This is a genomic window from Ottowia sp. oral taxon 894 (assembly GCF_001262075.1).
In the GTDB taxonomy this organism is placed as follows: Bacteria; Pseudomonadota; Gammaproteobacteria; order Burkholderiales; family Burkholderiaceae_C; genus Ottowia; species Ottowia massiliensis.
In genome coordinates this window covers 1,593,576-1,615,966 of the sequence record NZ_CP012073.1, presented here as the reverse complement: position 1 = coordinate 1,615,966, position 22,391 = coordinate 1,593,576, and the positions used below count along the sequence as shown (strand labels likewise).

At 64.5% G+C, this 22,391-nt stretch carries 22 protein-coding genes; 8 read left to right on the top strand and 14 right to left on the bottom strand.

What is annotated here, in order from left to right; genetic code table 11:
- Nucleotides 1–21: 21 nt before the first annotated feature.
- The 9 genes from atpA to ADJ79_RS06910 all read right to left on the bottom strand — a co-directional run bounded on the left by atpA (nt 22) and on the right by ADJ79_RS06910 (nt 7,587).
- Nucleotides 22–1,635, bottom strand: coding sequence for a F0F1 ATP synthase subunit alpha (gene atpA / locus ADJ79_RS06950; RefSeq protein ID WP_050715351.1), 1,614 nt, complete (start codon nt 1,633–1,635; stop codon nt 22–24).
- Between the two features lie 43 nt (nt 1,636–1,678).
- Nucleotides 1,679–2,209, bottom strand: a complete 531-nt coding sequence (locus tag ADJ79_RS06945; RefSeq protein ID WP_050715350.1) for a F0F1 ATP synthase subunit delta — start codon at nt 2,207–2,209, stop codon at nt 1,679–1,681.
- 21 nt (nt 2,210–2,230) lie between these two features.
- Entirely contained in the window at nt 2,231–2,701 is a 471-nt protein-coding gene (locus ADJ79_RS06940) for a F0F1 ATP synthase subunit B (RefSeq protein ID WP_050715349.1), read from the bottom strand.
- A gap of 36 nt (nt 2,702–2,737) precedes the next feature.
- Nucleotides 2,738–2,989 (bottom strand): F0F1 ATP synthase subunit C, encoded by a 252-nt coding sequence (atpE, locus tag ADJ79_RS06935; RefSeq protein ID WP_050715348.1) that lies wholly within the window; start codon nt 2,987–2,989, stop codon nt 2,738–2,740.
- A gap of 47 nt (nt 2,990–3,036) precedes the next feature.
- Nucleotides 3,037–3,924 (bottom strand): F0F1 ATP synthase subunit A, encoded by an 888-nt coding sequence (gene atpB / locus ADJ79_RS06930; protein WP_050715347.1) that lies wholly within the window; start codon nt 3,922–3,924, stop codon nt 3,037–3,039.
- A 35-nt stretch (nt 3,925–3,959) separates the two neighbouring features.
- Entirely contained in the window at nt 3,960–4,475 is a 516-nt protein-coding gene (locus ADJ79_RS06925) for an ATP synthase subunit I (RefSeq protein WP_050715346.1), read from the bottom strand.
- A 122-nt stretch (nt 4,476–4,597) separates the two neighbouring features.
- A complete protein-coding gene (locus tag ADJ79_RS06920; RefSeq protein ID WP_050715345.1) occupies nt 4,598–4,978 on the bottom strand; it encodes a hypothetical protein in 381 nt (126 codons plus the stop codon).
- A 101-nt stretch (nt 4,979–5,079) separates the two neighbouring features.
- Nucleotides 5,080–6,234, bottom strand: a complete 1,155-nt coding sequence (locus ADJ79_RS06915; RefSeq protein ID WP_156304067.1) for a murein transglycosylase A — start codon at nt 6,232–6,234, stop codon at nt 5,080–5,082.
- 252 nt (nt 6,235–6,486) lie between these two features.
- The gene (locus ADJ79_RS06910; RefSeq protein ID WP_050715344.1) at nt 6,487–7,587 is read right to left on the bottom strand and encodes an aminoglycoside phosphotransferase family protein; all 1,101 of its coding nucleotides are present in this window, start codon (nt 7,585–7,587) and stop codon (nt 6,487–6,489) included.
- A 244-nt stretch (nt 7,588–7,831) separates the two neighbouring features.
- Between ADJ79_RS06910 and ADJ79_RS06905 the strand changes: the two genes are divergently transcribed.
- The 3 genes from ADJ79_RS06905 (at nt 7,832) to ADJ79_RS06895 (ending at nt 13,251) form a co-directional block, all read left to right on the top strand.
- Entirely contained in the window at nt 7,832–10,219 is a 2,388-nt protein-coding gene (locus ADJ79_RS06905) for an LPS-assembly protein LptD (RefSeq protein ID WP_253273796.1), read from the top strand.
- Nucleotides 10,212–11,786: a peptidylprolyl isomerase gene (locus ADJ79_RS06900; RefSeq protein WP_082203173.1), complete on the top strand. Its 1,575-nt coding sequence runs from the start codon at nt 10,212–10,214 to the stop codon at nt 11,784–11,786. The genes ADJ79_RS06905 and ADJ79_RS06900 overlap by 8 nt, the downstream gene beginning before the upstream one ends.
- 259 nt (nt 11,787–12,045) lie before the next feature.
- The gene (locus tag ADJ79_RS06895; protein WP_050715343.1) at nt 12,046–13,251 is read left to right on the top strand and encodes a 5-(carboxyamino)imidazole ribonucleotide synthase; all 1,206 of its coding nucleotides are present in this window, start codon (nt 12,046–12,048) and stop codon (nt 13,249–13,251) included.
- A 274-nt stretch (nt 13,252–13,525) separates the two neighbouring features.
- Here the strand turns inward: ADJ79_RS06895 and cgtA are convergent, their stop codons facing one another.
- The 3 genes from cgtA to rplU form a co-directional block, all read right to left on the bottom strand.
- Nucleotides 13,526–14,596, bottom strand: a complete 1,071-nt coding sequence (gene cgtA / locus ADJ79_RS06890) for an Obg family GTPase CgtA (protein ID WP_050715342.1) — start codon at nt 14,594–14,596, stop codon at nt 13,526–13,528.
- 103 nt (nt 14,597–14,699) lie between these two features.
- A complete protein-coding gene (gene rpmA, locus ADJ79_RS06885; RefSeq protein WP_050715341.1) occupies nt 14,700–14,963 on the bottom strand; it encodes a 50S ribosomal protein L27 in 264 nt (87 codons plus the stop codon).
- A gap of 58 nt (nt 14,964–15,021) precedes the next feature.
- On the bottom strand, nt 15,022–15,333 hold the full coding sequence (rplU, locus tag ADJ79_RS06880) for a 50S ribosomal protein L21 (RefSeq protein WP_050715340.1): 312 nt from the start codon (nt 15,331–15,333) through the stop codon (nt 15,022–15,024).
- Between the two features lie 133 nt (nt 15,334–15,466).
- On the opposite strand from rplU, the gene hemB reads away from it, so the two are divergent.
- Nucleotides 15,467–16,483 carry a porphobilinogen synthase gene (gene hemB / locus ADJ79_RS06875; RefSeq protein ID WP_050715339.1) on the top strand — a complete coding sequence of 339 codons (1,017 nt, stop codon included), beginning with the start codon at nt 15,467–15,469 and terminating at the stop codon, nt 16,481–16,483.
- A gap of 44 nt (nt 16,484–16,527) precedes the next feature.
- Entirely contained in the window at nt 16,528–17,568 is a 1,041-nt protein-coding gene (gene pyrC / locus ADJ79_RS06870; protein WP_050715338.1) for a dihydroorotase, read from the top strand.
- A gap of 128 nt (nt 17,569–17,696) precedes the next feature.
- On the opposite strand, the gene ADJ79_RS06865 is transcribed toward pyrC, so the two are convergent.
- Both ADJ79_RS06865 and aroE read right to left on the bottom strand, forming a co-directional pair.
- Complete coding sequence (locus tag ADJ79_RS06865; RefSeq protein ID WP_050715337.1) at nt 17,697–18,293, bottom strand: class I SAM-dependent methyltransferase; 597 nt, start codon at nt 18,291–18,293, stop codon at nt 17,697–17,699.
- A gap of 312 nt (nt 18,294–18,605) precedes the next feature.
- A complete protein-coding gene (aroE, locus tag ADJ79_RS06860) occupies nt 18,606–19,502 on the bottom strand; it encodes a shikimate dehydrogenase (protein ID WP_050715336.1) in 897 nt (298 codons plus the stop codon).
- Between the two features lie 230 nt (nt 19,503–19,732).
- Here aroE and ADJ79_RS06855 point away from each other — a divergent pair, with 230 nt between their 5' ends.
- The 3 genes from ADJ79_RS06855 to ADJ79_RS06845 are packed head-to-tail and all read left to right on the top strand — an operon-like array spanning nt 19,733 to nt 22,328.
- A complete protein-coding gene (locus tag ADJ79_RS06855) occupies nt 19,733–20,695 on the top strand; it encodes an ATP-binding cassette domain-containing protein (protein WP_082203172.1) in 963 nt (320 codons plus the stop codon).
- Nucleotides 20,692–21,525, top strand: coding sequence for a hypothetical protein (locus ADJ79_RS06850; RefSeq protein ID WP_050715335.1), 834 nt, complete (start codon nt 20,692–20,694; stop codon nt 21,523–21,525). The genes ADJ79_RS06855 and ADJ79_RS06850 overlap by 4 nt, the downstream gene beginning before the upstream one ends.
- A complete protein-coding gene (locus ADJ79_RS06845; RefSeq protein ID WP_050715334.1) occupies nt 21,522–22,328 on the top strand; it encodes a hypothetical protein in 807 nt (268 codons plus the stop codon). The genes ADJ79_RS06850 and ADJ79_RS06845 overlap by 4 nt, the downstream gene beginning before the upstream one ends.
- Nucleotides 22,329–22,391 lie beyond the last annotated feature (63 nt).

The following is a 22,391-nucleotide window of genomic DNA, read 5'->3' as shown; positions in this document are numbered from 1 at the left end:
CTTGTATCAGGCCCAGCCTGGTCAGGCAAAGGTTTTCTTGAACGCCTGAATGGCCGCACTCAATTCGGCTTCTGCATCAATGCACAGCTTCTTGAACGCCTTTTTCTCGTCGCTATCTGAGTCTTTGGCAGGCTTGGCATCCCATTTGGCGCCGTTCTTTTCGATGGTTTCAAGCAATGCAGCATGCTTATCTTTCAGATAAGCATGCAAGCCACTTTCAAACGCCAATACCTTCTTGACATCCACATCGTCCATGAAATTATTGTTCACGGCGAAAAGAGACGCTCCCATCAGACTGATAGACAGAGGGCTATATTGGGGCTGCTTGAGCAATTCCGTCACCCGTGCGCCACGATCCAACTGCTTGCGAGTCGCTTCATCCAAATCAGAGGCAAACTGGGCAAACGCCGCCAATTCACGGTATTGCGCCAAATTGGTACGAATACCGCCCGACAAACCTTTAATCCAGTTGGTTTGCGCCGCGCCACCCACACGAGAAACGGAGATACCCGCATTGATGGCGGGACGGATGCCAGCGTTGAACAAATTAGTTTCAAGGAAAATTTGTCCATCCGTGATCGAAATCACGTTTGTTGGAACAAAGGCGGACACGTCACCCGCCTGCGTTTCAATAATGGGCAAAGCAGTCAGAGACCCCGTTTTGCCTTTCACTTCCCCTTTGGTGAAAGCCTCAACATAGTCCGCATTCACACGGGCTGCGCGCTCCAGCAAACGGCTATGCAGATAAAACACATCACCCGGGAAGGCCTCGCGCCCAGGCGGTCGGCGCAACAAGAGGGAAACCTGACGATAAGCCACGGCCTGCTTGGACAAATCGTCATAAACAATCAGCGCATCCTGTCCGCGATCACGGAAATATTCGCCCATGGTGCAGCCAGAATACGCGGCCACATACTGCATGGCGGCAGATTCAGAAGCTGACGCTGCCACCACGATGGTGTATTCCATGGCTCCGGCCTGTTCAAGCGCGCGCACCACATTCTTGATGCTGGACGCCTTTTGCCCAATCGCCACATACACGCAGGTCATATTCTGACCTTTCTGATTGATGATGGCATCAATGGCTACGGCCGTTTTACCAGTCTGGCGGTCGCCAATAATCAGTTCGCGCTGACCGCGTCCCACAGGCACCATGGAATCAATCGCTTTCAAGCCAGATTGAACAGGCTGACTGACGCTCTGACGCGCAATCACGCCAGGAGCCACTTTTTCAATAACGTCCGTCAATTTGGCATCGATTGGACCTTTGCCGTCAATTGGCTGCCCCAGCGCATTGACCACGCGTCCAATCAATTCAGGTCCCACGGGCACTTCCAGAATGCGTCCCGTGCATTTGACAGTATCACCCTCCGAAATATGTTCATAGCCCCCCAGAATCACGGCGCCAACAGAATCGCGTTCCAGATTCAGCGCCAAGCCAAAAGTGGCCTGGCCATCAGGCGCCACAGGAAACTCCAGCATTTCGCCCTGCATGGCATCGGAGAGGCCATGAATGCGAACAATGCCATCAGTGACAGAGACTACTGTGCCTTGGTTGCGAATTTCGGAGCCAACGCCCAGCCCTTCAATACGGCTTTTGATAAGTTCAGAAATTTCGGCTGGATTGAGCTGCATGACTCTTTCCTTTGTTCATTGGGTTATCGGTCCGCTTGCGCCGTCAGGCGGAAAGGGCCATCTTCATTTGCTGCAAGCGTGCGCGCACTGAGGTGTCAAGCACTTCGTCGCCCACCTTGACTCGGATGCCGCCAATCAAATCCGGCATTTGCTCCACTCGTAGCCGCAATTGGCAGCCAAAGCGTTTTTCGAGTGTTAATTTGAGCGCCTTCAGATCCGGCTCGGCAATAGGAAATGCGCTGTAAACAACTGCATCAGCCTCTTCCGTCACGCTGCTAATCAGCGCACGGAACTGTCGCGCCACTTCCGGCAGCGCTGCCAAACGCTCGTTGTCAATGACTACGCGCAGAAAATTTGCTCCGCGCTCAGGCAAGGCTTTGGGAAGCAACCCCGACACAAGCTGAAAAACCTGCCGCGCATCGACACGCGGATCAGCTGCGAACTCAAGCAGCTGACCATCAGCTGCAACGGCAGCCAATGCATCAAGCCACTCCTGAGCCGCAGATAAATCTGACCGCTCCGCCTGAAACAACGCTTCCGCATACGGACGCGCAATAGTGGCTAGTTCAGCCATGAGCACTCCTCGCTTTTCAGATCACAGCTCAGCCTTCAGGCGATTCAACAAATCCGCATGAACGCTGGCATTCACCTCTTTGCGCAGGATTTGCTCCGCCCCCTTGACTGCCAATGCGGCCACATCTTCCCGCAAAGCCTCGCGCACACGGACGGCCTGTTGCTCGGCTTCAGCTTTGGCGGCAGCCAGGATTTTGTTGCTTTCTTCTGCCGCCCTGGCTTTGGCCTCTTCTATGATGGTTTGCGCCCGGCGATCGGCATCTGCCAAGCGTTGCGTCGTTTCATTGCGCGAGGCAGCCAGCTCTTTCTCGACACGTTGATTGGCGGCAGCCAACTCGGTTTTTGCCTTATCGGCAGCGGCCAGTCCGTCGGCAATTTTCTGGGCACGTTCGTCCAGCGCTTTTGTGATCGGCGGCCACACGAACTTCATCGTGAACCAAACCAGGATCGCAAAAACAACGGCCTGCAGAAACAGGGTCGCGTTGATATTCACGGTTCAACTCCTTTCATCCCGGAAAGGGAGAACCGGTCAAGCGGCGATCTGGAAAGGATTGGCAAATGCGAACAACAGGGCAACAGCGACGCCAATCAGAAAAGCGGCGTCAATCAGCCCTGCCAAAATGAACATTTTGGTTTGCAGCTCATTCATCAGTTCAGGCTGACGGGCAGAGGATTCAAGAAACTTGCCGCCCATGAGCGCAATGCCAATAGAGGCGCCAATGGCACCCAGGCCCACAATAAATCCACAAGCCAAAGCGACGAGGCCGAGAATGTTTTCCATGATTGCTCCTGATAAGAAAAGGAAAAGAAAAAGGAAATCGTTGAGAATCAGTGCGAGTCGTGCGCCTGCCCCACATAAATTAACGTCAGCATCATGAAGATGAACGCCTGCAGGGTAATTACCAAGATATGAAAGATAGCCCAAGCGGAACCGGCAATCACGTGCCCGACCGCCAGCCAGAAACCACCGGAAACGGGATTGAACTGCCACGCCCACGCACCGCCCATCAAAGCCACCAGCATGAACACCAGCTCGCCCGCGAACATATTGCCAAACAGCCGCATGCCATGCGAAACCGTCTTGGCGATGAATTCGATAATCTGCATCACAAAGTTGATTGGATACAAAAATAGCTTGTCGCCAAACGGCGCCGCTACCAGCTCATGCGCCCAGCCGCCCACACCCTTGATTTTTACGTTATAGAACAGGCAAACAAGAAGAACGCTGACTGACAGACCCAGCGTGGTAGAAAGATCGGCTGTTGGAACGACGCGCATGTAATCCTTGTAACCCATCGCCGGGCCTGCCGAATGCCACATGGCGGGTATCCAGTCAACTGGCAGCATATCCATGGCATTCATCATGAAAATCCAGACAAACACGGTAAGCGCCAGGGGAGAAACCAGTTTACGGCTCTTGGCATTATGAATCACGCCTTTTGCCTGATTCTCAACCATCTCAGCCAGTATTTCGACAGCCGCCTGAAAGCGGCCCGGAACACCGGAAGTAGCCCTTCGCGCCCCCAGCCACAACAGCCAGCAACCGAGTGCACCACAAACAACAGACCAAATCAACGAATCGACATTGAAGAGGCTGAAATCGACAATGCTCTTTTGCGAGGCGGCCTCAAAAGAAAAATTGCTTTGCAGATGATGCAAGTGATGCTGGATGTATTGTCCAGCTGATGGCGCGTGCCCAACAGTTTCAGAAGCCATGTTGATTCGTCACAAACCTTGTTTTCTCATGTCCTTTAAGACATCGCTTTCCGGCGCGCCGACTGCCACCAAAGAGATAGCCAATACGACTTGATCACCAGCACGAAACCAGCCAGCAACGCCAGCCAGTCAAGTTGCGATCCCAGCAGCCGGGGCGCCATGCACAACATGGCTACCGTTAGCGCAATCTTGGCACCTTCCCAGACAAAAAGACGAAGAAGCGACACGCCCGCCAGCGGGGTCTGCGGCCGCCACAGGCCCGTTGTGCCAAAGGCGAACAGCGCTGCTGGCAACACTACCGCCGCACTGCCGTATGCGACTGATCCAGCCGCACTGCGCGATTGCGTCAGCGCCCAGACCAACAAGCTCACAAACGCGCCGACAGTCATCTGCATCAGCAGCGTGCCTGTCAGCGACAGAGACCGATGGTTCTTGCGCCATTGCTGCGCCTGCTGGGCAGTCAATGGGGGCGGTGTTGTCTCGACTCCATCCTCATCAGGAAAACTTGCGAATTCCACTTCAGACGACGCCTGCGCGGCACATTCAGCCATCTCAACGTCTCCTTCAAGGTTTTCGCAAACTTTTGCAATTATATGGACAATCTTTTGCCCTTCCGCCTCCTTTTGAACCCTTATTCAAAGCAGCAGATGGGGCGCGCTTCTGCTTCTTTCTTTTAGTTAGGCCAAGGACCGTCACCCAGGCGCAGATTGGTTTGCACGGGCGCATCGGGATCAATCAGCGGCTGCGGACGCGGGCCGGGGCGGGCCATCGCAGCGACCGGGCTGTTTTGGGTTTCGTCGCGTTCGCAGAAAACGGGAGCGGGAATGCCTGTGTAATGCAGCGCCACCAAGCGTTTGTGCAACCCCAGGCCGAATTCGGCCCGTAGCGTTTCATCGGCATACTGCAGCGCGCCGCCATCGGCATCCGCACCGGCCTGGCGCTCCAGCACGACAAAGCCGCGCAGCCCCTCCACAATGGCCATGTCCTGATACAGGCGGGCCTCAAATTGCAGCTCGTACGGACAGTGGTAGCGCAAACGCGGTGCATCGAGCATGGCGGCACATCCTGGCAGCGCAACCGCTATCAGAACCATAGCTGCACGGGCTGTATTGACGGGGACTTGCGGCATTTTTTAATCTGATCCGCAACCCCGCTTCACCGGGGCCAAAGCGCCCACATGCGCAGCGGCTGCTTCAGCCGTCCGGCCAATGCGCCCGCTTCCTCGCCCCAGCCTGCAAAGTAGTCGGCCCGAACCGCGCCCGTAATGGCGCTGCCCGTGTCTTGCGCCAGCACCAGCCGGTTGAGCTGCGCCTGCGGCCCCGAACTGGAAATCCACACGGGCGTGCCATAAGGAATACTTTGCGGATCCACGGCGATGGAGCGCCCCGGCGTCAGCGGCACGCCTTGCGCGCCGCGCGGACCAAAGTTCGCATCCAGCTCGCTCATGGCTTCCTCGCGAAAAAAAGTCACGCGCGGATTGCTCCACAGCATCTCCTGCTGGCGATGCGGGTTCCGCGCCGCCCATGCCTTGATGCCCGGCCAGGTCGCGTCTGACACCGCTCCTTGGTCCAGCAACCAGCGGCCCACGCTCTTGTAAGGATGACCGTTCGTGGCAGCGTAGGCCAGCCGCACCAGCCGCTGGCTGCCATCCGGCTCGCTCACCACGGCCCGGCCCGATCCTTGTATTTGCAGCATCAGCGCATCCACCGGATCGGCCAGCCACATCAGCTCCTGCCCGGCCAGCGCCGCGCGCGCCTGCGGCAGCTGCTCCATCTGCTGGCGCGAATACCACGGCCCGCGCGCGCTCACGCCTGGCGGCGGGCGATGCAGCGGCACGGCAAAACCCGGGCGCTGCACGCGCGAAGCTCGCACCACCGGCTCAAAGTAGCTCGTCAGCAGACCCTCACTGCTCGCACTGGCAAGCGCCTCCACGCGATAGGGCCGCAGCCGCGCGCGCATCCATTGCTGCTGCTCCTGCGGCGTCGCCAGTGTCAGGCGGCGCACTTCATCGCACAGCGGCGCAAAAACTGGGCCAGGGCGCTCGCAGCTTTGCAGCCATGCAAACCAGGCTTGATTGGTATCGTCTTGCTCAAAGCCGGGCAGCTCGGCCCAGCGCACCGGCGTCCAGCGGCTGCGCGCGCGAATCATGGGCGGCGGCAGCGGGGCTGAATCCGCAGGGTCATACGCCATAGGCGGCAACGGCGGCGCCAGCTCGCTTTCATCAGGATGAGGGACGCTGGCACAGCCAGCCAGCCACGCGGCCAGCGCCAGCATCATCAGCCAGGCGCTGAAATGGATTGTTTGAGGCATGGGGCGCGATTGTGCGCAAAGGCATGCAAGGCGGCGTTTCTTGCTGCAACGCGCTCAGAAATCGCCCTCAAACACAAAGCCCCGCCGGCAAAGTTGGCTCATCCCTTCAATCAAGCGGTCTGGCATGGCAGGCCATGCGCGCCAATGTGGCGCAGCTGCTAGATGGGCGAGTGTGTTATCCGTCAGCCGCGCTTGCGCCTTGTCGCCCACGCCCGCTTTTCAGCGCTTACCGGCGCGCCGTGAACAAAGTTTTCACATGCGGCCAAAGGCCCAGCCGGTGGCGGCGGGCGCGCCTTCCACCTGATCAAGCAGGCGCAGCAGCGGAGTCAGTTCAGCGTAGCGGCCAGCGGTGTGGCGGATGTAGGCCAGAAAGCGCGGGGCGTCGGCCAGGTATTGGGGCTTGCCGTCGCGCAAGGTGAGGCGCGCGAAGATGCCAGCCACTTTCAGATGGCGCTGCAAACCCATCCACTCCACGGCGCGCCAGAAGCTGGCGAAGTCGGCATGCCAGTCTTCAAAGTCCATCAGGCCGGCCTTGCGCGCCTGCTCCCAGTAGCGGATGGTGATGTCGAGCACGAATTCCTCGTCCCAGCTCATGAAAGCATCGCGCATGAGGCTGGCGATGTCATAGGTGACCGGGCCGCAGACGGCATCCTGAAAGTCCAGCACGCCCAGCGGGCCGCCGGCCTGCGCGGGGAGCATGAGGTTGCGGGGCATGTAGTCACGGTGCACAAAGACTTGCGGTGCTGCAAGGTTGCGGGCGGTGATGAGGCTGAAAACGCCATCCAGCGTCTGGCGCATTGCGGTATCCACGGCCATGCCCTTGTGCCGGGCCAGATACCACTCGGGAAAGAGTTCCAGCTCGCGCCGCAGCAAAGCCGCGTCATACGGCGGCAGCGCGCCGGGGCGGCTGGCGGCCTGCCAGCGGATGAGGCTTTCAACGGCGGCCATGAACAGCGGGCGGGCGGCGTCCACGCGGGTTTCGGGCGGGGTGGCATCCAGCGTCTGAAGCATGGTTTGCGCGCCCAGGTCAGTCAGCAGCATGAAGCCGTCTTCCTGCGCCCAGTCCAGCACGCGGGGCACGTGCAGGCCCGCCGCCTGCATGAGCGCGGCCACGTGCACGAAGGGAGCGCAGTTTTCGTGCGCGGGCGGCGCGTCCATCACGATGAAAGAGCCGCCGCCTGCCGCATCCACGCGCAGGTAGCGGCGAAAGCTCGCGTCCGCCGAGGCCGGGCGCACGCTGGCAGGCAACAGGCCGTAGGCCGGGGCCACGCGGGCCAGCCAAGCGTCAAAAGCGGCATGGCGGATGGCGTCAGACCACGCAACGGCGGGCGGAGAAACGGAATCGGCAGTCATGGAGCGGACGGTGCAAGAAAAGAAAGAAAAAAGGAGAAAGCGGGGCGGCCGCGTGACAGCGTTGAAAAGGTGCGAAACGGTGAAAAAGCGCCGTGAAAGGCAAGCCGGAAAACCGGCTGGCGGCCGGAAAGAGTGAAGGGCAAAAGCAGGCCAAAGAGGCGCCCAAAGGGTGCTCATGGATAATTCAAATTCATTCTACGAACGCTGCGCTGCCCGCCCCGGGCGGCTTTTTCCTGCCCCCGCCGTGCCGAAAGCGCCCCTTCCTTCTTTTCTTCATGCCGCTTCACGCCTTGCGCCGCTGGCTTGCGCCGCTTTTTTCTGTGCGGCGGCGGCTGCGCAAGGCTCTAAAAGCAGCGCGCCGCTGGCCTTGCGCGCCACGCCGCAATTGCGCGAAGCCCTGCCGCCCAGCGGCGCGGCGCTGCCCGTGGCGGTGCGCGCTGATGCGTTCACAGGGCAAAGCCGCCAGCGCGTGACTTTGCAGGGCAACGCCGAACTGCGCCGCCCGGGCCTGACGATCAAGGCCGACTGGCTGGAATACGACCAGGTGAGCGACACCGCCCGCGCCCGGGGCCATTTGCGCATCAACCGCGCGGGCGACCGCTACACAGGCAGCGAAGGGCAGATGCAAGTGGAGGCTTTTGAGGGCCATGTTCTGGAGCCAGGCTACGAGCTGCTGGCCACGGGCGCGCACGGGCAGGCGGCGCGGCTGGACTTTCTGGATCAGGACCGCTTCACCGTGCAGCAGGGCGACTACACCACCTGCCAGCGCGGCGGCCCCGATTGGGCGCCCGACTGGCTGCTGCGCGCTGACGTGCTGGAGATCGACCAGGAAGAAGAGATGGGCCACGCAAAAGGCGCGGTGCTGCGCTTCAAGGGCGTGCCGCTGCTGCCGCTGCCTTCCATGAGCTTCGCGCTGGGCAGCCAGCGCAAATCAGGCTGGCTGCCGCCCACCGTGGGGCTGGACAGCACGTCGGGCCTGAACCTGATGGTTCCCTACTACTGGAACATCGCCCCCAACCGTGACGCCACCGTCACCCCCGCGCTGATGAGCAAGCGCGGGCTGGATTTGGCCGGGCAGTTCCGCTACCTGGAAAGCGACTACGCGGGCGAAATCAATGCCAATGTGCTGCCCAATGACCGCCTGCGCGGCCGCACGCGCTGGGGCCTGTTCACGCGCCACAGTGGCACGCTGCGCGCGCCATTGGCCGCAGGCGGGCCTATCGGGCTGTACATGAACATCAACCGCGTAAGCGACAACGATTTCTGGCGCGACTTCACGCACCGTGGCGTGTCGCTTTCCACGCGCCTGCTGGCCACCGACGGGGGGCTGAGCTGGTCGCGCGGCCATTTTTCGCTCACCGCCCGCGCCCTGAAGTGGCAGACGCTGCAAGACGCCGACTCGCCCATCGTCCCCCCTTACGACCGCCTGCCGCAGCTGGCCGCCCGCTGGGCGCGCACCAGCGACGCCGGGGCGCTGGACTATTCCGTAGAAGCCGACTTCACCCGCTTTCGCGCGCTGGCCCATCTCACCGGCCAGCCCAATGCCAGCCGCGCCTACATTCACGCGCAGGCGGCCCGGCCCTGGACGGCGGCCTGGGGCTTTTTCACCCCCCGGCTGCAAGTGCACGCCACCAACTACCAGTTTGACGGCGAGCTGGGCAATGGCCGCCGCAGCGCCAGCCGGGCGCTGCCCACCGCCAGCCTGGACGGCGGCCTCATCTTCGAGCGCCGCGCCAGCTACTTTGGCCGCGCCTTCCGCCAGACGCTGGAGCCGAGGCTGATGTACGTCTACACCCCGTTTCGCGACCAGAGCCATCTGCCCAATTACGACTCGGGTCTGTACGACTTCAACTTCGCCACCATCTGGGCCGCCAACGCCTTTGCGGGCCATGACCGCGTGGTGGACAACAACCTCGTCACCTTTGGCCTGACCAGCCGCCTGCTGGCCGCTGACAGCGGCGCCGAAACCGTGCGCCTGGCCGTGGCGCAGCGCTACCGCTTCGCGCCTCAGCGCGTTACCCTGCCCCACGGCACGGGCACCAACAAGGGCCTGTCTGACGTGATGCTGGGCGCCAGCACCCGCTGGCAGACCGATGGCGGCGCGCGCTGGATTTTTGACGCCGTGGCGCAATACAACCTCGACAAGCACGAATCCACCCGCACCACCGTCTCGGCCCGCTACACGCCTGGCGAATACCGCACCGTCAACGTGGCCTGGCGGCGCGAGCGCGATCTCGGCTCCCAGCAAATCGACCTGGGCTGGCAATGGCCGCTGGACCGCATCTGGCAGCACGAAAGCTGGCGCGGCCAGACCAGCGCCGCCAGCGGCTGCAACACGGGCCGCTGGTACGGCGTGGGCCGCATGAACTACAGCGTGCCCGACCGCAAGCTGGTCGATGCCGTGCTCGGCGTGGAGTACGCCGCCGGCTGCTGGATAGGCCGCGTGGTCATGAGCCGCCTGCAAACCAACACCACATCGGCCACCAAGAGCCTGATGTTCCAGCTCGAATTCACCGGGCTGGCGCGCATCGGCAACAACAACCCGCTGCAAACCCTGCGCAACAACATACCTGGCTACCAGACCTTGCGCGACGAAACCGTGGCTCCCAGCCGCTTTACACGCTATGACTAACTCCTTCCTGCGCCGCCGCCCCCAGCGGGCGGCCCTCGCCGCCGCCTTGCTGGCCCTGCCCCTGCTGGCCCTGCCCGCCCGCGCCACTGACGCCGCCGCCGATACACAGCCCGGCAAGGCGCAGACAAACAAGCCCGCCCAAAAAGCGGCCTCAAAGCCCGCCCGGCGCGCTCCCAAGCCTGCCAAGGCCGCTGCCCCAAAACCTGCGGCCAAACCTGCCGCAAAACCGGCAACGAAGCCCGCCGCCAAACCGGCTGCGGCAAAGCCCGCCGTGCCCTCCGCTTCCGCCGCTTCCGCAGCGCCCGAACCTGCCAGGCCTGCCGCCGCGCAACAGGCCGATTTCATCGTGGCCGTGGTCAATGACGAACCAGTCACCAACAACGAGCTGCGCGGCCGCATGGCCCGCGCCGAGCGCCAGCTCCGGTCTCGCGGCGGCGCTGCGCCAGGCGAAGCCGAACTGCGCCGCGAAATGCTGGAGCGCCTCATCGCCGAACGCGCCCAGCTTCAGTACGCCAAGGAAACCGGGCTGGAAGTGGACGAAGGCGCGCTCAAACAGGCCGAGCTGTCCATCGCCCGCCAGAACCAGCTGCCCGACGTGGCCGCCCTGCACCGCCAGCTCGCGCAGGAAGGCATCGCCGTCAAGGACTTTCAAAACAGCGTGCGCGAGCAGGTGCTGCTGGCACGCCTGCGCGAGCGCGAAATCGAGCCGCGCGTGCGCGTGACCGACAAGGAAGTCGATGCCTACATTCAGGAACAAACCGGCCAGAAAGCCACGCCGCAGCAGGCCCTGAACCTGGCCATGATCCTCGTGGCCGTGCCCGAAAACGCCAGCGCCGAAGAAACGGCCCGCCTGCAAAAGCGCGCCGAAGAAGTGGCCCGCCGCGCCCGCTCGGGCGAAGACTTCGCGGCCCTGGCGCGCGAGTTTTCCGACGCCAACAACCGGGGCAGCGACGGCGGCGTGCTCGGCCTGCGCGATGAAGACCGCTACCCTGCCCTGTTCGTGGACAGCGTGCGCCGCGCCCGCGTAGGCGACATCGCCGGCCCCGTGCGCTCCGGCGCGGGCTTTCACATCCTCAAGCTGCTGGAGCGCAAGCGCAGCGAAACCCTGCCGGAAGTGACCATTCCCCAGACCCGTGCGCGCCACATCCTGCTGCAAACCGGCCCCACGCAAAGCGAGCAGGTTGCCAAATCGCGCCTGGCCGACTTCAGGCGCCGCATCCTCTCCGGCCAGGCCAGCTTCGAGCAGCTCGCGCGCGAAAACTCGCAAGACGGCAGCGCCGCCGAAGGCGGCGACCTCGGCTGGGCCACGCCCGGCCAGTACGTGCCCGAATTCGAGCAGGCCATGAACAACCTTGACGTGGGCAGCATCAGCGAGCCTGTCGTCAGCCGCTTTGGCGTGCACCTGATCAAAGTGGAAGACCGCCGCCAGGCATCGCTGTCTGCCGCCGAGCAGCGCCAGCTGGCCCGCAACGTGCTGCGCGAGCGCAAGGCCGAAGAAGCCTTCGACACCTGGGCGCGCGAAGTGCGCGGCCGCGCCTACGTGGAATACCGCGAGGCCCCGCGCTGAAAGCCGCTTCCAGGGGCTGTATTTCGCTCCTCTATCAATAGCATGAGGCCCTACTGGAATGGGCGCAGAAGCTGTTTCTGGCACCTCTGAATTTGCTCCTCTTTCTGAATCCATTCGCCCGGGCGCCAGACTGGCGTTTTCCCTGAACAGCTTCTCGGCGGGCCGCCCCGGCGCGGCCCGCGCTTTTGGCGCAGGCCCGAAGCCGCCCGCCCCATGACCCGCGTCCCATCGCCCACGTCCAATCACTGAAATACCCAAAATGCCCGCGACTGCCTTTCTGCCCCTTCTGCCCGGCCAGATCATTGAAGGCCGCCCCGCCACGCTCGGCGTGCTCGGCGGCGGCCAGCTGGGCCGCATGTTCGTGCGCGCCGCGCAGGCGCTCGGCTTTGAAACCGTGGTGCTCGACCCTGACCCCGCCAGCCCCGCCGGACGCTCCTGCCACCACTTCATTCAGGCTGCTTACGAAGACGCAGAGGCCCTGCGCGAAATGGCGCGCCTGGCCCACGCCATCACCACCGAATTTGAAAACGTGCCTGCCGCCTCCTTGCGCGAGCTGGCCCGCCTGCGCCCCGTCACCCCGTCGGCGGACACCGTTGCCATCGCGCAAGACCGCATCCGTGAAAAGGCCTGCTTCGCCCAATGCGCCGCGCAAAGCGGCGTGCCCCCTGCGCCCCACGCCGTGATCGAAACAGAGGCTGACCTGGCTGCCGCTTCTGGAAACCTGCTGCCCGGCGTGCTCAAAACCGCCCGCCTGGGCTACGACGGCAAAGGCCAGGCGCGCGTGGGCACGCGCCAAGAGCTGGCCGACGCCTGGCACGGCATGGGCCGCCGCGCCTGTGTGCTTGAAAAACGCCTGCCGCTGGCTGCCGAATGCTCCGTCATCGTCGCGCGCGGGCGCGACGGCCAGACGGTCTCCCTGCCCGTGCAGCGCAACCTGCACCGCAACGGCATCCTCGCCGTCTCCGAAATCCACGAAGGCAACATCCCCGCTCCGCTGGCCGCCCAGGCGCAGGCCGCCACCTGCCGCCTGGCCCACGAGCTGGGCTACGTGGGCGTGCTCTGCGTCGAATACTTCGTGCTGGAGGACGGCTCGCTCATCGTCAATGAAATGGCGCCGCGCCCGCACAACAGCGGCCACTACAGCATTGACGCCTGCGACCTCTCCCAGTTCGAGCTGCAAGCGCGCGCCTTGGCCGGCCTGCCCTTGTCCGCGCCGCGCCAGCACAGCCCCGCCATCATGCTCAACCTGCTGGGCGATCTCTGGCTTGACGCCGCCGGCCAGCCGCGCCAGCCCCCCTGGCGCCAAATCCTGGCCCTGCCCGGCGCCCACCTGCACCTCTACGGCAAAACCGAAGCGCGCCCCGGTCGCAAGATGGGCCACCTCACCTTCACCGGCCCCACCCCCCAGGCCGCCCGCGCCAACGCCCAGACCGCCGCCGCCCTGCTGGGCATCGAGGCTTTCTGAAAGCCTGCTTGCAGGCTGCCCACGAGGGGCCTGGGCCGGATGAGCGGCAAGGCGCAAGCCATTCGGGGCTGCGCCGTTCGCACGCAAGACGGGGAGCTGAAACGCCAGGCTGAATGCTGAATACACGGCATTATTCAGCTCCTTTATCAATAGCAATATGTCCTAGTAGATATTGCGCGAGACGGCATTTTCACCCTCTCGAATCCGCTCCTGTTTTTAATGTTTCCTGGCGAGCGAGGCTGGTGCCGCCTTCGTTTTGCGGGCAGTCCGCTTTTTATTCTTGCGCTTCAGGCGCAAAGCGCGGGTCGGCGGGAGCGCCGCCGCATTCGGCCTGCTGCGCGCCGCGAATGTGTTCGTAGATGGCGTGAATCAGAGGCTGGCAGCCTTCGCGCGTGAGGGCGGAAATTTCGTAAACCGGGCCTTTCCAGCGCAGGCGGCGCACAAAGTCCTGCACGCGGGCCGCGCGCTCTTGTGGCGGCACCATGTCCAGCTTGTTGAGCACCAGCCAGCGCGGTTTTTCGTACAGCGCCTGGTCGTACTTTTTCAGCTCCTGCACGATGGCGCGGGCCTGCTCCACGGGGTCGGTCTCCTCATCAAACGGGGCCAGATCGACGATGTGCAGCAAAAGCCGCGTGCGCTGCAAGTGGCGCAGAAACTGGTGGCCCAGGCCCGCGCCTTCGCTGGCGCCTTCGATGAGGCCGGGAATGTCAGCTACCACGAAACTTTGCTGCGGCCCCACGCGCACCACGCCCAGGTTGGGGTAGAGAGTGGTGAAGGGGTAGTCGGCGATCTTGGGGCGCGCGTTGCTGACGGCGGCGATGAAGGTGGATTTGCCCGCGTTGGGCATGCCCAGCAGGCCCACGTCGGCCAGCACTTTCAGCTCCAGCTTCAGGCTTTTTTGCTCGCCGGGCTTGCCGGGCGTTTTCTGGCGCGGGGCGCGGTTGATGGCGCTTTTGAAGCGCAGGTTGCCGTGGCCGCCTTCGCCGCCTTTGGCGATCATGATTTTTTCGCCGGGCCGCAAAAGCTCGTGCAGCACTTCGCCTGTCTGCGCGTCGCAGATGAGGGTGCCGACGGGCATTTTCAGCGTCACGTCTTCGCCTGCCGCGCCAAAGCGGTCAGACCCCATGCCGTGCTGGCCGCGCTTGGCTTCGTGGCGGCGGGCGTAGCGGTAGTCCACCAGCGTGTTCAGGTTGGCATCGGCCACAGCGTAAACGTGGCCGCCGCGCCCGCCGTCGCCGCCATCGGGGCCGCCGAATTCCTTGTATTTCTCGTGGCGGAATGACACGCAGCCATTGCCGCCATCGCCTGCCGCCACATCGATCAGGGCTTCATCAACGAATTTCATGGAAATTGCTCCGGCTGCGAAAACAAAAAAGCCCCGCAGGCAGCGCTGCGGGGCCGGGCATTGTGCCTTTGGCGAAAGCCTGAACCGGCTCTTGGAACAGGTTTCAGGCCGCCAGGGGCGTGACCACCACGGTGTGGCGGTTCAGCGCGCCCTTGGTCACGAAAGAGACTTTGCCATCCACCAGCGCGAACAGGGTGTGGTCCTTGCCCACGCCCACATTGGCGCCCGGATGGAATTTGGTGCCGCGCTGGCGCACGATGATGGAGCCGGCGGGAATGCTTTGGCCGCCGAACACCTTCACGCCCAGCATCTTCGGTTTGGAATCGCGGCCGTTGCGTGTGGAGCCGCCGCCTTTTTTGTGTGCCATGTCTGTTTCTCCTATGGGGTCAGAAAGACTGTGTATGCCTGTTTGCCTGAAGCGCAGCTCAGGCGGCGATGGCGCCGATTTCCAGCTCGGTAAACAGCTGGCGGTGGCCCTGGCGCTTTTGATAGTGCTTGCGGCGGCGCATCTTGAAGATGCGCACTTTGTCGTGCTTGCCGTGCGCCAGCACTTTGGCCTTGACGCTCGCGCCGGCCACCAGCGGCGTGCCGAGCTTGACGGTGTCGCCGTCGAACACGGCCACCACTTGCTCCAGCACGATTTCCTGGCCAACGTCCGCAGCAATCTGTTCTACCTTGATCTTGTCGCCGGCGGCCACGCGGTATTGCTTGCCTCCGGTTTTTACGACTGCGTACATGGAAAAAATCCTCTCAGTGAAATGAAAAGCTCCGTTTGGAAAGCGCCCGTGCGGGCCAAACGGAACCGCGCATTCTATCTGCCCCGCCCGTGTTTCGCCAAACGCCTGTCGCGCAAGCAGATAATTCGCGGCCATGAGCACTCCCTACGCCTCCTTTCCCGCAGGCCGCCCGCGCCGCCTGCGCCGCGATGACTTCACCCGCCGCCTGGTGCGCGAAAACCGCTTGAGCGCCGATGACTTCATCTACCCCGTGTTTGTGCTGCAAGGCCAGGGCCGCCGCGAGGCCGTGCCCTCCATGCCCGGCGTGGAGCGCCTCTCGCTCGATTTGCTGCTGCCCGTGGCCGAGGAATGCCTGGCGCTGGGCATCCCGGCGCTGGCCCTTTTCCCCGTGATTGACGCCAGCCTGAAAGACGCGCAAGGCAGCGAAGCCGCCAACCCCGAGGGCCTCATTCCCGCCGCCGTGCGCGGCCTGAAGGCGCGCTTTCCCGAGCTGGGCGTGATGACCGATGTGGCGCTAGACCCCTACACCAGCCACGGCCAGGACGGCCTGCTCGATGAAAGCGGCTACATCCTCAACGACCCCACCGTCGCCCAGCTCGTGAAGCAGGCCTTGGCACATGCCGCAGCGGGCGCGGACATCGTTGCGCCCAGCGACATGATGGATGGCCGCATCGGCGCGGTGCGCCAGGCGCTGGAAGCCGCCGGCCACGTTCACACCCGCATCATGGCCTACAGCGCCAAATACGCCAGCGCCTTCTACGGCCCTTTCCGCGATGCCGTGGGCAGCGCCGCCAGCCTGGGCAAAAGCAACAAAAAGGTCTATCAGATGGATCCGGCCAACAGCAACGAGGCGCTGCGCGAAGTGGCGCTGGACATTGCCGAAGGCGCCGACATGGTCATGGTCAAGCCCGGCCTGCCGTATCTGGACGTGCTGCGCCGCGTGAAAGACGAATTCGCCATGCCCACTTTTGCCTACCAGGTCAGCGGCGAATACGCCATGCTCAAGGCCGCCGCCCAAAACGGCTGGCTCGCGCACGACGCCGCCATGCTTGAAAGCCTGCTGGCCTTCAAGCGCGCCGGCGCCGATGGCGTGCTCACCTACTTCGCCCGCGAAGCCGCCCGGCTGCTCAAAAGCGGCGCGCCCTATTGATTCATGGCCTCCGGCCTGCCGTGGCCCGTGGACAATCCCGCGCCATGACTGCCCCCGCAACCCTGACTCTGACCCGCCCCGATGATTGGCACTTGCACGTGCGCGATGGCGCCGTGCTGCCGCTGCTGATGCGGCATGCCGCCGCGCAGTTTGGCCGCGCCATCATCATGCCCAATCTGCGCCCGCCCGTGACCACCGTCGCGCAGGCGCGGGCCTACCGCGAGCGCATCCTGCAAGCCCTGCCTGAAGGCGCAGCCTTCGAGCCGCTGATGACGCTTTATCTGACCGACAACACCCCGCCTGCGGAGATCGAGCGCGCGCGCGAAGCCGGCATACACGCCCTCAAGCTCTACCCCGCCGGCGCCACCACCAACAGCGACGCGGGCGTGACCGATCTGCGCAAGACCTGGCCCGCGCTGGAGGCCATGCAGCGCCTGGGCCTGAAGCTGCTCATGCACGGCGAAGTGACCGACCCGGCCGTGGACTTGTTCGATCGCGAGGCCGTCTTCATCGAACGCGTGCTCGCGCCGCTGCGGCGCGACTTTCCGGCGCTGCCCATCGTGTTCGAGCACATCACCACCCAAGACGCCGCCCAATACGTGGCGCAGGCTGATGAAGGGCTGGCCGCCACCATCACCGCCCACCACCTGCTCTACAACCGCAACGCCATCTTCACTGGCGGCATCCGCCCGCATTACTACTGCCTGCCCGTGCTCAAGCGCGAGGAGCACCGCCAGGCGCTGCTGCAAGCGGCCACCAGCGGCAACCCGCGCTTTTTCCTGGGCACCGACTCGGCCCCCCACGCCGCGCATCTGAAAGAGTGCGCCAGCGGCTGCGCGGGCTGCTACACCGCCTACGCCGCGCTGGAGATGTATGCCGAAGCCTTTGAAGCCGCAGGCGCGCTGCACCGCCTGGAAGCCTTCGCCAGCTTCCACGGGCCAGACTTTTACGGCCTGCCGCGCAACAGCAGCCAGATCACGCTCGCGCGCGAGAGCTGGACGGCGCCCGAGAGCTTCGCCTGGGGCGAAGGCTCGCTCAAGCCCCTGCGCGCGGGCGAGGCGCTGGCCTGGCGGCGCGTGGGCTGAGCGCCTGCTCGCGTCCAGCCCGCCTGCCTTGCCCCAGAAACAGGAGCAAATATCAGGGGGCCGAAATGCCGCTCCGCGCAGCTTCTACTAGGACGTTGCGCTACGGATAAAGGAGCACAAGATACGGCTCAACCGCTGGCTGGCAGGCCCAGCTTCTGGCGCGTGGCGGCGTCGGGCGGCTGCAGAAAGGCCAGCGCGCCCACTTCCAGATTGCCTGTGGCGATGTACACGTTGGCAAAGCCTGCGGCGCGCAGCGTCTTGTTCATCAGCGCGGGGCTGAAGCCGGTTTTGTGGGCGAAAAAGTCCACGCCGCTGCGGGCGATCTGCGCGCCCCAGCCGTAGAGCACGTCCAGCACCTGAATGGGGCCGCTGGCGCTTTGGTAGAGCACATCGTCCGGCTCCAGGCGGCGCTCGACGGCGATGCGCATCACTTCCTGAATGTCAGGCACGCGGATGAAGGCAAAACCCTGCGGCTTGAGCACGTGGATGAAGCCCGCCAGCACCCTGGGCACGTCGTGGCGGAAGTAGTGCTCCAGGTTGTGGGAGCAGTAAACGGCGTCGTACTGGGCGGCGGGCGTGCTGGTCAGCTCGCGTGCATCGCACAGCAAATCGGGCTTGCCGGTGGGGTCTATGTCCAGCAGCAGATGCTCGTAGCCGTCAAAAATGGGCGGCAGGGCAATGGCTTTGGAGTTGCCGCCGACGTTCAGGACTTTGGGCTGGGTCATGTCTTGTGTTTGGGTGTTGGGGCTTGAAACAGAAAGAAGCAAGGGCGGCAAGCATAGCGACGCAAGGGCGGCCTGGCGCAGCCCGCCTGGCCTGGCGGCCCGGGGGGGCAAACCGCCCGCCGGAGCTGGCGCAGGGCTGCTGTAGCGGACTGATTCCTGCTATTTGATTAGTAGCATTACGCCCTAGTGAAGCGTGCGCAAATGCCATTTTTCAGGTCCTGGATTTGCTCCTGTTTCAGAAGTGATTCCGGCCTTGCTGGCGCATGTCTGGCGCGTGTTCCGCCGCGCCAGACGGCCTTGATGGATGGGCTGCTATGGCCGCTGATCTGCCGCCGCGCCGCGCTGCTGCGCCTGCAAGGCGGCGCGCACGGCGTCGAGCGCTGCGCTGGTGTCAGGCCGCAGGCCGCGCCACCAGGCAAAGGATTCGGCGGCCTGCTCCACGAGCATGCCCAGGCCGTCCGACTGGCGCGGGCAGCCTGCCGCGCGGGCGGCCTGCATGAAGGGCGTGGGGGCCGCGCCATAAACCATGTCGTACGCCAGGGCAGCGGCGGCCAGCAGCGCGGCGGGCACGGCAGGCGACTGCGCGGCCAGCGAGGCCGAGGTGGCGTTGATCACGATGTCAAAGCCCTCATGCGGCGCAGACAGCGCCGCCAGCTGCTCCAGCCCCATGCCGCGCACGGGGCAGCCAGGCAGGCGCGGGGCGAATTCGGCGGCCAGCGCTTCGGCCTTGTCCGCGCTGCGGTTGGCAATGCGCAGGCAGGCAATGCCCGCGCGGGCCAGCGGCAGCAGTGCGCCGCGCGCTGCGCCGCCTGCGCCCAGCAACAGCACGCGCTGGCCTTGCAAGGGCTGGCGCAAGCGCGCGGTGATGTCGCGCACCAGGCCTGCGCCGTCGGTGTTGTGCGCTTCGATGCGGCCTGCGGCGTCAAAACGCAAGGTGTTGGCCGCGCCGGCCAGGCGGGCCTCGTCGCTGGCGGCGTGGGCGGCGGCCAGGGCGCGCAGCTTGAAGGGCAGCGTCACGTTCAGGCCGCGCCCGCCAGCGGCGATGAAGGCGGCCAGTGCAGCCTCAAAGCCGCCGGGCTGCGCGCCGCCGTCTATGGCCTCATACGTCATGCGCTGCCCCGTGGCGCGGGCGAACAGGGCGTGAATTTGCGGCGAGAGGCTGTGGCCGATGGGGTGGCCGATGACGGCATAGCGGTCAGGTGCGGACATGACGGCAAGGAAGGGGGCAAGAAAGGGAGCAAGAAGATGGGCGGCAGGGTAGCGAATGGCGCATGGCTGGCTGAAAAGGGGGCTGAAAAGGGGCTTATTTCGCTCCTTGATTCATAGCATGACGTCCTAGTGGAAACTGCGCAAGGCGGTCTTTTTGTACCATTATTTTGCTCCTGTTTTTGTGATGCCTGGCGCGATATAGTGCCGGGCCTTGTTTCCCGCTGACCGCCATGCCCGCCGCGACATCGCCCCCACCTGCTGAAGAACCCGTTTCGGTGCAGCGCCTGCACTTTGCCTGGGGGCGGCAGCCGCTGTATCAGGGGCTGTCGGTGCGGGCGCGCCAGCCGGGCGTCTATGGCCTGTTCGGGCGCAATGGCTGCGGCAAATCCACTTTGCTGAAGCTGCTGGCGGGGCTGCTGGCGCCGCAGCGCGGGCAGGTGCGGGCGCTGGGGTTTGTGCCGCGCCAGCGGCTGCCGCAGTTTCTGGCGCAGGTGTATCTGCTGCCGGAGGAGTTTCATCTGCCCAATCTCACGCCGCTGGAGCTTCAGCGCACGGAAGGCGGTTTTTGGCCGCGCTTTGACGCGGCGCTGTATGCCGCCTGCCTGCAAGCGTTGCAGGTGCCGCTGGCGCAGCCTTTCGCGGGCATGAGCCTGGGGCAGAAAAAGAAGGCGGCCATCGCCTTTGCGCTGGCGGCGCAAACGCCGCTGCTGCTGATGGACGAGCCGACCAACGGGCTGGATATCGTCAGCCGCGCGCAGTTTCGCGCGCTCATGGCGCGGCCCGAGCAGGCGTGGCGCACGGTCATCATCAGCACGCATCAGGCGCATGACCTGGAAAGCGTGCTGAACCATTTGTGGTTCATGGATCAGGGCCGCATCGTGCTGGACGCCAGCATGGCCCGCCTGGCGCAGTGCCTGCACATGGGCGTGGCCGCCAGCGAGGCCGATTTGCCCGCCGCCACGCTGCATCGCGAGCCGCTGGGCGCGCCATCGCCCCGCACGCCCTGGGCCTGGGTGGCGCGCCGCGAGCCAGCGGCAGCGCCTGACGCGCCCGCCGCGCCCGTGCAGCTGGAGCTGCTTTACAAGGCGCTGAGCCTGGCGCCGCAGGCGCTGCTGGCGGCCATAGGCGATGAAGGCGCTGAAACCGGCGAGCCGCCCCAAGGGCATTGGCCGCAAGAGGAGACGCAGCCATGAAGCAGGCATTTTTCAGCCCCCGGCGCTTTGCGCGGCTGGCGCGCCAATACGCGCGCGAGCATGGGCGCGGCTGGGCCGTGGCGGCGCTGGCGCTGGGCGTGCTGCTGGCGCTGCTGGCCGTCATGGCGCTGTCGGTCAGCTCTTACGGCCACGGCATGCAATCCGGTTCGCAAGCCGGCTTTTATTACACCGGCCTGCTGCTGTCGGGCTATCTGGCGGCGCACCGTTTGCATGGCGTGTGGCGCTCGCGCGAGGCGGCGCTGGTGTATCTGATGCGGCCCGCCGCCGTTTTCGAGAAATGGCTGCTGGCTGCGCTGCTGGCGCTGCTGGTCTGGCCGCTGATTTACAGCGCCGTGTTTGCCGTGGTGTATGGCGTGGCGGCGCAAGTGGGCTACGGGCTGGCCGTGGGCGCGTATGAAGACATGCTGCGGCACGGCGGCAACTGGAGCCGCCCGCCCGATGCGGCCGACTACGCCCTGTTTGTGCCCTTGCGCCAGCTGAAAAACGCGCCTGGCCTGGTGGCGCAGGGCATGCTGGCGCTGGCCTATGCCGCGCTCATGGGCTACGCGGCGGCCACGCTCACCTGGTTTGGCCGCCATGCGGCGCTGCGCGCGCTGCTGCTGCTCATTGCGCTGGGCCTGATCACGCTGGTGCTGCTGGCGGGCCTGGGCAACAGTTCCAGATGGGACTACGTGCTGTTTGACGCCTGGCTGCGCTCGCGCCCGCTGCCCTTGTGGGCCAGCCTGCTGGCGACGGCCTTCTGGCTGGGCGTGCCCGCGCTGCTGTGGCTGGCAAGCTGGCGCGCCTTGCGCGAAAAGGAGCTGGCATGAACGCGCCCGGCCGTCCCCGCTCTCTGGCCGCGCCGCTGCTGGCAGCGGCCATCGTGCTGTTCTGGCTGTGCTTTGCCCTGCCCGAGTGGCTCATGCCCGACGCATTTGACGAAAAGCGCCTGGCCTGGCCCGAAGGCGCGGCGCAAAGCGTGCGGCGCGTGGTGGTGGACCAGAGCCAAACCGGGGAGCGCTACTACGTCCCCGGCATCCGGCTGACATGGTCTGCCACGCAAGCGCCTGAAATCAAGATTGACCGGGCCGTGGGCGGCGAGGCCGGCGCGTTGGTCGATCTGCAAGTCAAAGGCGACACCCTCTACATCCGCCCCCGCGCGGATGCGGCGCAACAAGTGCGCGTGCCGATGGTGGACTCGATCGCCTTGCCCATGCAAGTGGCTGAAGTGCAAGCCTGTTCGCTGCGCCTGTTTGACACGTCATGCCAGCCTTGCGGTCAAAAGCCGGACACGGCAGAAAAAGACACGCTGCCCGCCCTGACGCTGCGCGGCCAGCGCATCGCCGTGGTGGGCGAAACACACATCGGCCAGCTGCATATCGACGCCACGGACAGCTCTGCCTTGTGCCCCAAAGAAGAAGAGGAATCGCGCAGCTGGCTGGAGCAGCCCGACATCGAGGTGAACGCCCGCCACGTGCAGGCGCTGCGCATTCGCGCGGCGGGCGGCTCGCTGGACTTGCGTGAAATCAGCCATCTGGACACCGTGCCCGTGACCGCCCCCGGCAAGCTGAAATTGAAGCTGGACCGCATTGAAGACGCGCACCGCGTGCGCTGGCAGCCCCTGCCGCCCTGACTTCGGGCAGGCCCCAGCCAAGAGGCATCAGAAACAGGAGCGAATTCAAAGGGGATAAAACCG